At 73.9% G+C, this 6,080-nt stretch carries 4 protein-coding genes and 1 pseudogene; all 5 read left to right on the top strand.

Annotation, left to right across the window (positions count from 1 at the left end; translation table 11 throughout):
• Window positions 1–3,129, top strand: a 3,129-nt coding sequence (locus BZL64_RS22205) for an adenylate/guanylate cyclase domain-containing protein (protein ID WP_086770955.1), incomplete at its 5' end; no start/stop codon positions are given.
• Window positions 3,126–4,007 carry a S8 family peptidase gene (locus tag BZL64_RS22200; RefSeq protein ID WP_086770953.1) on the top strand — a complete coding sequence of 294 codons (882 nt, stop codon included), beginning with the start codon at window positions 3,126–3,128 and terminating at the stop codon, window positions 4,005–4,007. The genes BZL64_RS22205 and BZL64_RS22200, both read left to right, overlap by 4 nt.
• The gene (locus BZL64_RS22195) at window positions 4,004–4,615 is read left to right on the top strand and encodes a GAF domain-containing protein (protein ID WP_208639492.1); all 612 of its coding nucleotides are present in this window, start codon (window positions 4,004–4,006) and stop codon (window positions 4,613–4,615) included. The genes BZL64_RS22200 and BZL64_RS22195 overlap by 4 nt, the downstream gene beginning before the upstream one ends.
• A gap of 68 nt (window positions 4,616–4,683) precedes the next feature.
• Complete coding sequence (locus tag BZL64_RS22190) at window positions 4,684–5,259, top strand: IS607 family transposase (RefSeq protein WP_086770952.1); 576 nt, start codon at window positions 4,684–4,686, stop codon at window positions 5,257–5,259.
• Window positions 5,252–6,080 (top strand): annotated as a pseudogene (locus tag BZL64_RS22185) (IS200/IS605 family accessory protein TnpB-related protein); the annotation flags it as partial. The gene BZL64_RS22190 and the pseudogene BZL64_RS22185, both read left to right, overlap by 8 nt.

The raw sequence follows: 6,080 nt of genomic DNA, 5'->3' as shown, positions 1-6,080 counted from the left end.
CCCCCGGACGGCGCGGCCTTCTGCCCCCGGTGTGGGGCCGCCTGTGTGACGGCGGCCGACTCCGACGCCGTCGAGGAGCGCCGGGTGGTGACCGTCGTCTTCTGCGATCTCGTCGGGTCCACGGCCCTGTCCGGGCGGCTCGACCCGGAGACGCTGCGCACCGTGACGCTCCGGTACTTCGCGCTGATGCGGGCCCGGATCGAGGAACACGGCGGCACGGTGGAGAAGTTCATCGGCGACGCCGTGATGGCGGTGTTCGGGATTCCCGCGCGCCACGAGGACGACGCCCGCCGGGCGCTGGCCGCCGCCCGCGGGATGATCACCGGCCTGGACGGACTCAACGCCGAGCTGGAGCGGGAGCACGGGGTGAGGCTCGCCGTCCGCATCGGCGTGAACACCGGCGAGGTCGTGGTGAACGTCGACCCCGCCGCCCGGCAGGCCCTGGTCTCCGGCGAGGTCGTCAACATCGGCGCCCGGCTCGAACAGCACGCCGGCGCGGGCGAGATCCTCATCGGCCCCGCCACCCTGCGCGCCGTCGGCGCCTCGGCGGTCACCGAATCCGCCGGACCTCTCTCCCTCAAGGGCGTCGACACCCCCGTCCCCGCCCATCGCCTGGTCGCACTGCACGAGGACGACCCGGAACGGGTACGCCGCTTCGACACCCCCTTCATCGGCCGTGAGCCGGAACTGGCCGAACTCCGCCTGCTCCTGCGCAGACTGACGGCGGACCCCCGTTCCTGCCTGGTGACCGTCTACGGCGAGGCGGGTCTCGGCAAGACGCGCCTGCTGCGGGAGTGGCTGAGGAACTGCCCGGCGTACGGCGAGGGCCGGTGCCGTCCGTACGGCGAGACCGGCACCCTTTCGCCGCTCGCCGACGCGGTACGTCAGGTCCTCGCGGCCCTCGGCGAGGACGCGGCGCTGGCAGGGCTGCCGGCCCACGAACGGACCGAGGCGGAACAGGCGCTGCGTCTGCTGAGGACCGGTCTGCTCGCGGACGGTACGCCCAGCCCCTCGGCGGACGACACCCTCATGGCGCTGGCCTGTCTGCTGGACGGGCTCTCCCGTGAGCGGCCCGTGGTGCTCGTGCTGGACGACTGCCACTGGGCGTCCGCGCCGCTGCTCGACCTCGCCGGCCGGCTGCTGGACGAGCTGGACCGTTCCCCGGTCGCCCTGGTGTGCGCTGCTCGCCCCGAGCTGCTGGAGACCCATCCGGGCTGGGGCAGCGGCCGGATGCGTTCCACGTCGCTCATGCTCACGCCGCTCACCCGGGAGGAGGCCGCCGCTCTCGCCGGTGAGCTGGTCGAGGTGGCGGCCCACCGGGACGGAGTGCCGGCGGCAACCCTGGACCGCGCCGAGGGCAATCCGCTGTACCTGGAGCATCTGACAGCCATGGCGACCGAGTGCGACGACCTGCCGCTCACCGTGCACGCGCTGCTCGGCGCCCGCATCGACGCGTTGCCGTCCGAGGAACGGGTCCTGCTCCAGCTGGCCGCCGTCCTGGGACGCGAGTTCCGCCGCGCCGACCTGACCGCACTGGCCACCACGGGCGAGCACGACGGCTCAGCGGACCTCGCGGACTCCGCCACCGGTCCGCTGCGCGGCCTCCTGCGGCGGCGGCTCATCGAGTCCGGCGGCCGTACCCTGGCCGCCGGATCCACGCTGCGCTTCGGCAGTGCCCTGGTGCAGGAGACCGCCTACCGCGGGATGGCCAAGAAGGTGCGGGCCCGCCGTCATGAGCGCGCCGCCGGGGTGCTGGTGCGGCACGAGGCGGGGGACGCGGCCGTCGGTACCCACCTGGCCCGCGCCCACCGTCTGCTCGCCGAACTGGGGATGCGCGACGACGACACCGACGTACTGCGTGCTCGCGCCGCCGCTCTGCTCACCCGGGCCGGTACCGCCGCCCTGGCACGCTCCGATCTGCCGTGGGCCGACGACCTCCTCAGCCAGGGCCTGGACCTGGCGGCCCCGGGCGAGCCCGCCGCGGTCGAGGCCGCCCGCCGCCTCGGCGAGACGAAGGTCGCCCGCGGCGAGCCGGCGCGCGGCCGGGAGCTGCTGGCGGGCGCGCTGGACACGGCGGACCGGGCCGGTGACCGGCTGGCCGCCGCCCATGCCCGGCTCGCGCTCACCGCCCTCGACCCCCGGCACGGATCCGCGGCCGAGGTCGCCGAGGCCGCGCTCGCGCTGTTCATGGTGGCGGGCGACGACCAGGGCATCGCCCGTGCCTGCGTCCGTATCGCCCAGGACCGCCAGCGACGCGGACGCCACGCCGAGGCCGAGGACCTGCTGAGCCGGGCCCTGGATCACGCCGACCGTGCCGACGCCGAACCCGAACGGGCCCTGGCGCTCGGCGCGGTCGGCATCTCCCTGTGGCGCGGCCCGACCCCGGTCCCGCGCGCGGTCGCGCGCTGCGAGGAACTGCTGGCGGCGCACGGCGCCGGCCGGCCGACCGTCCGGGCCACCCTGGCCTGCCCGCTGGCCGTGCTCCTGGCCCTGGCCGGCCGCCACGGCGAGGCACGCGAGCGGCTGGCCGAGGCGGCGCGGCTGGCGGCCGGCCTCGGCTACGCCGAGAGCGCCCTGTTCGTCCCGCTGTTCGCCGCCGAGGTCGAGGCACTGACGGGTACACCGGACCGCAGGCTCGCCCTGCTGGCCGAGGCCGCCCGCGCCGGCCGTGAACTCGGCGCCACCGGCGCGCTGCCCGGCATCGCCCGCGAGCGGGCCCGGATCCTGCTGGAGACGGGGGAACCGGGGGAGGCGCTGGCGCTGCCTGATCCCCAGGAGGCAGGCCTGCCCCCGGCGGAGTCCGCCGACGCGGACGGGCTGCGGGCACGCGCCCTCGCGCTCGCCGGGGAGCGGACCGCCGCGCGCACCTGCGCGGACCGGGCGACCGCGATGGCCGGTGACACGGACTCCCCGGTCGTCCGCGGCACCGCGGCCCTCGACCTGGCGCACACGCTGCGCACGCTGGGCCTGCCCGGTGACGCGTCGCGGGAGGCGCGCACGGCGCAGCGGCACTTCGCGGCCAAGGGGCACAGGATCGGCGCGGACCGCGCGGGCGCGTTCGCCGAGGACAGCGCGGCGGCGGCCCGGAGCACGAGCGGCCCGGCCGGGCGGGAAGGCGGGACCGTATGACCACCGGGACGGCAGGAGGGCTCACCTGGAGCCTGCGCGACCATACTCCCGAGGACCTCACCCTGCTCGCCGACACTGTGCCGGCCCTGCCCACCGACCCCTCGGCGTGGTCGGACGGCGCCGGGGTGCGCGTGTGCGTGGTCGACACCGGGGTGGAGTGCGGTCACCCCATCGTCGGCCCGGTCCAGGGCTCCTACGAGGTGGCGCCCGACCCCGACGGGACGCTGAAGGTCGTCGACAGCGGTCCGCTGCCCGACGGCACCGGCGACGCCTGTGGCCACGGAACGGCCTGCGCGGGGATCGTCCGGCGGGTGGCGCCGGACTGCGACCTGTACAGCGTGCGGGTGCTGGGCGAGGGCTTCACCGGAAGTGGCGACGCCCTGCTCACCGGGCTGCGCTGGGCGGTCGACCAGGGCTTCGACGTGGTCAACCTCAGCCTGTCCACGACCCGCCCCAAGTTTCTCGAAACGCTGCGCTCCCTGGCCGACCAGGCGTTCTTCAACGGCACCACGCTGGTGGCCTCGGCCCACAACACCCCGGTGGAGAGCTTCCCCTGGCGGTTCTCGTCGGTCATCTCGGTCGGTACACACCGTGAGGACGACTCCGGGCTCTTCCTCTACAACCCCGCACCCCCCGTGGAGTTCTTCGCACCCGGCCAGAACGTGCAGGTGGCCTGGACGGGCGGCGGGACCATCCGCACCACGGGGAACAGCTTCGCCACCCCCTTCATCAGCGGGCTGTGCGCCCGGCTGCTCGGCAGCCGGCCGAAGCTGACGCCGTTCCAGATCAAGCACGCCCTCTACCTCTCCGCCGCGAACGTACGTGTCGGCGAACCAGAAACCCGGATCGGCGAACCAGGAACCCGAGGTGCATCATGAGCCAGTCCCACGGCCTCGTCCCCGCCACAGGGGCGGGCCCCGCGACACGGGCCGGCAGCGCCGAGCGCGAACTGCTGCAGTCCGTCGTCGAGACCGCGCGGGCCATCTTCGGCGCGGCGGCCAGTTCCGTCCTGCTGCACGATCAGGACGCCGACGAACTGGTCTTCCAGGCGGTGGCCGGGGAGGGCGCCGAGTCCCTCGTGGGTTCCCGGTTCCCCGCCGGTCGCGGGCTGGCGGGCTGGGTGCTCGTCTCGGGCGAGCCGATGATCGCGGACGACCTGAGGAAACAGGGCATGTTCGCACGGGACGTCGCGAAGTCGACGGGGTACGTTCCGGACGCCCTGATGGCGGCGCCGCTCGCCCACCGCGACCGAGTGCTCGGGGTCCTCGAAGTCCTCGACCCCGTCCCGCAGTCCCGGTCCAGTCTCTCCGAACTCGACCTGCTCGCACTCTTCGCCCGCCAAGCCGCGGCGGCTCTCGCGGTCGTCACCGAACGGCGCCGGGAGGAGACGCCGTCGGCGGTCCGCGCGCGGAGCCTGGAACTCGTGACCGCGCTGCGCGACGTGCTGCTCGACGGGACGGCGGCCCCGGCCCCGCGCGAAGGGTAGTTAACTGTTCGTCTCCAGGGTTGTTTGCGTGAGCGTAACGTCGATTGGGTGAGCGTCGTTGTGAGGGTGTGAAGCTGACGGAGTGGGAGAGGGCGCAGGGTGTGCATCCGCAGACCGCGTATCGCTGGTTTCGCGAGGGCACCTTGCCGGTACCCGCGCAGCGGGTCGGCCCGCGCATGATCCTGGTGAACGTCGAGGTCAACGCGGCGCCTGAGGTTGTCGGCGGGGTGGGTCTGTATGCCCGGGTCTCTTCCCGTGATCAGAAGGCCGACCTGGAACGCCAAGTCGCCCGGCTGTCCGCGTGGGCGGCGGGGGCCGGCCATCGTGTCGTCCGGGTGGAGGCCGAGACTGGTTCGGGGAAGAACGGGGCGCGTTCCAAGGCCAGGCGTCTGCTGGCCGATCCCAAGGTGACCACGGTCGTGGTGGAGCACCGGGACCGGCTTGGCCGGATGAACACAGAACTGGTCGAGGCAGCTTTGGAGGCATCTGGGCGCCGCCTCGCCGTGCTGGATGAGCGAGAGGCCGAAGACGATCTGGTCCGGGACATGGTGGAGGTACTGACCTCCTTCTGTGCCCGCTTGTACGGGCGCGGGTCGGCGAGGAACCGTGCCCATAAGGCGCTTCAGGCAGCCGAACATGGCTGATCTGCGCCCGATCGAGGCGTCGTTCGTCGCGTCCGGTCCCAGTGGTGTGGCCGTGCGGACCCGCCTCAAACACCTGGCGCCCGGGGATGAGATGGTGCTGCGTCTGGTGGGGGCGCATCTGGGGTCGCTGGCTTCGAGGGACCTCAGGGCGCGCTGCCGGGACGGCCTGGAGCACTCGGCTGAGGCGTGGGCGGTGCGTAAGCGGGAGTTGACGCCGCTGTCGTCGTCGCGCTGGGCCGGGTCGATCACCAAGGCGTCGCATGACCGGTGGGCGCTGGCTCGGCGCTGTCAGCTCGCGCACATGCAGAGCCTGGAAGCAGGCGTCCGCACCATCGCCGGCCGGTTGTCGCTACCGGTCGGGCAGAAGGGGACGAAGAAGACGCCGGGGGGTTACCGGTCGCGGCGGGAGTGGCACGCCAAGGCGCGGCGGCTGCGGGTGCTTCAGGACCGGCTGGCTGCCACGCGGGCCGACCGCGACGCCGGAGTTGTGCACGTCGTACGGGGCGGCAAACGTCTGGCCCGCACCCGCCATCACCTGGCAGCGGCCCGGCTCACGCAGTCCGACTGGCGCGGGCGCTGGGAGGCGGAGCGCTGGTTCTGCCAGGCCGACGGAGAATCCGGCAAGCGGTACGGCAACGAGACGATCCGTATCAGCCCCGACGGTGAGGCGAGTATCAAGCTGCCCGCACCGCTTGCGCATCTGGCGAACGCCCCGCACGGACGGTACGTCCTGGCCTGCCGGGTCGCGTTCGCGCACCGGGGCACCGAGTGGGCGGACCGGGTCGCGGCCGACCGGGCGGTCGCCTACCGCATCCACTACG

Source organism: Streptomyces bobili, from assembly GCF_002154575.1.
GTDB classification, from domain to species: domain Bacteria; phylum Actinomycetota; class Actinomycetes; order Streptomycetales; family Streptomycetaceae; genus Streptomyces; species Streptomyces bobili.
The sequence above is the reverse complement of the archived record's forward strand: the minus strand, read 5'-3'. Positions and strand labels throughout refer to the sequence as shown.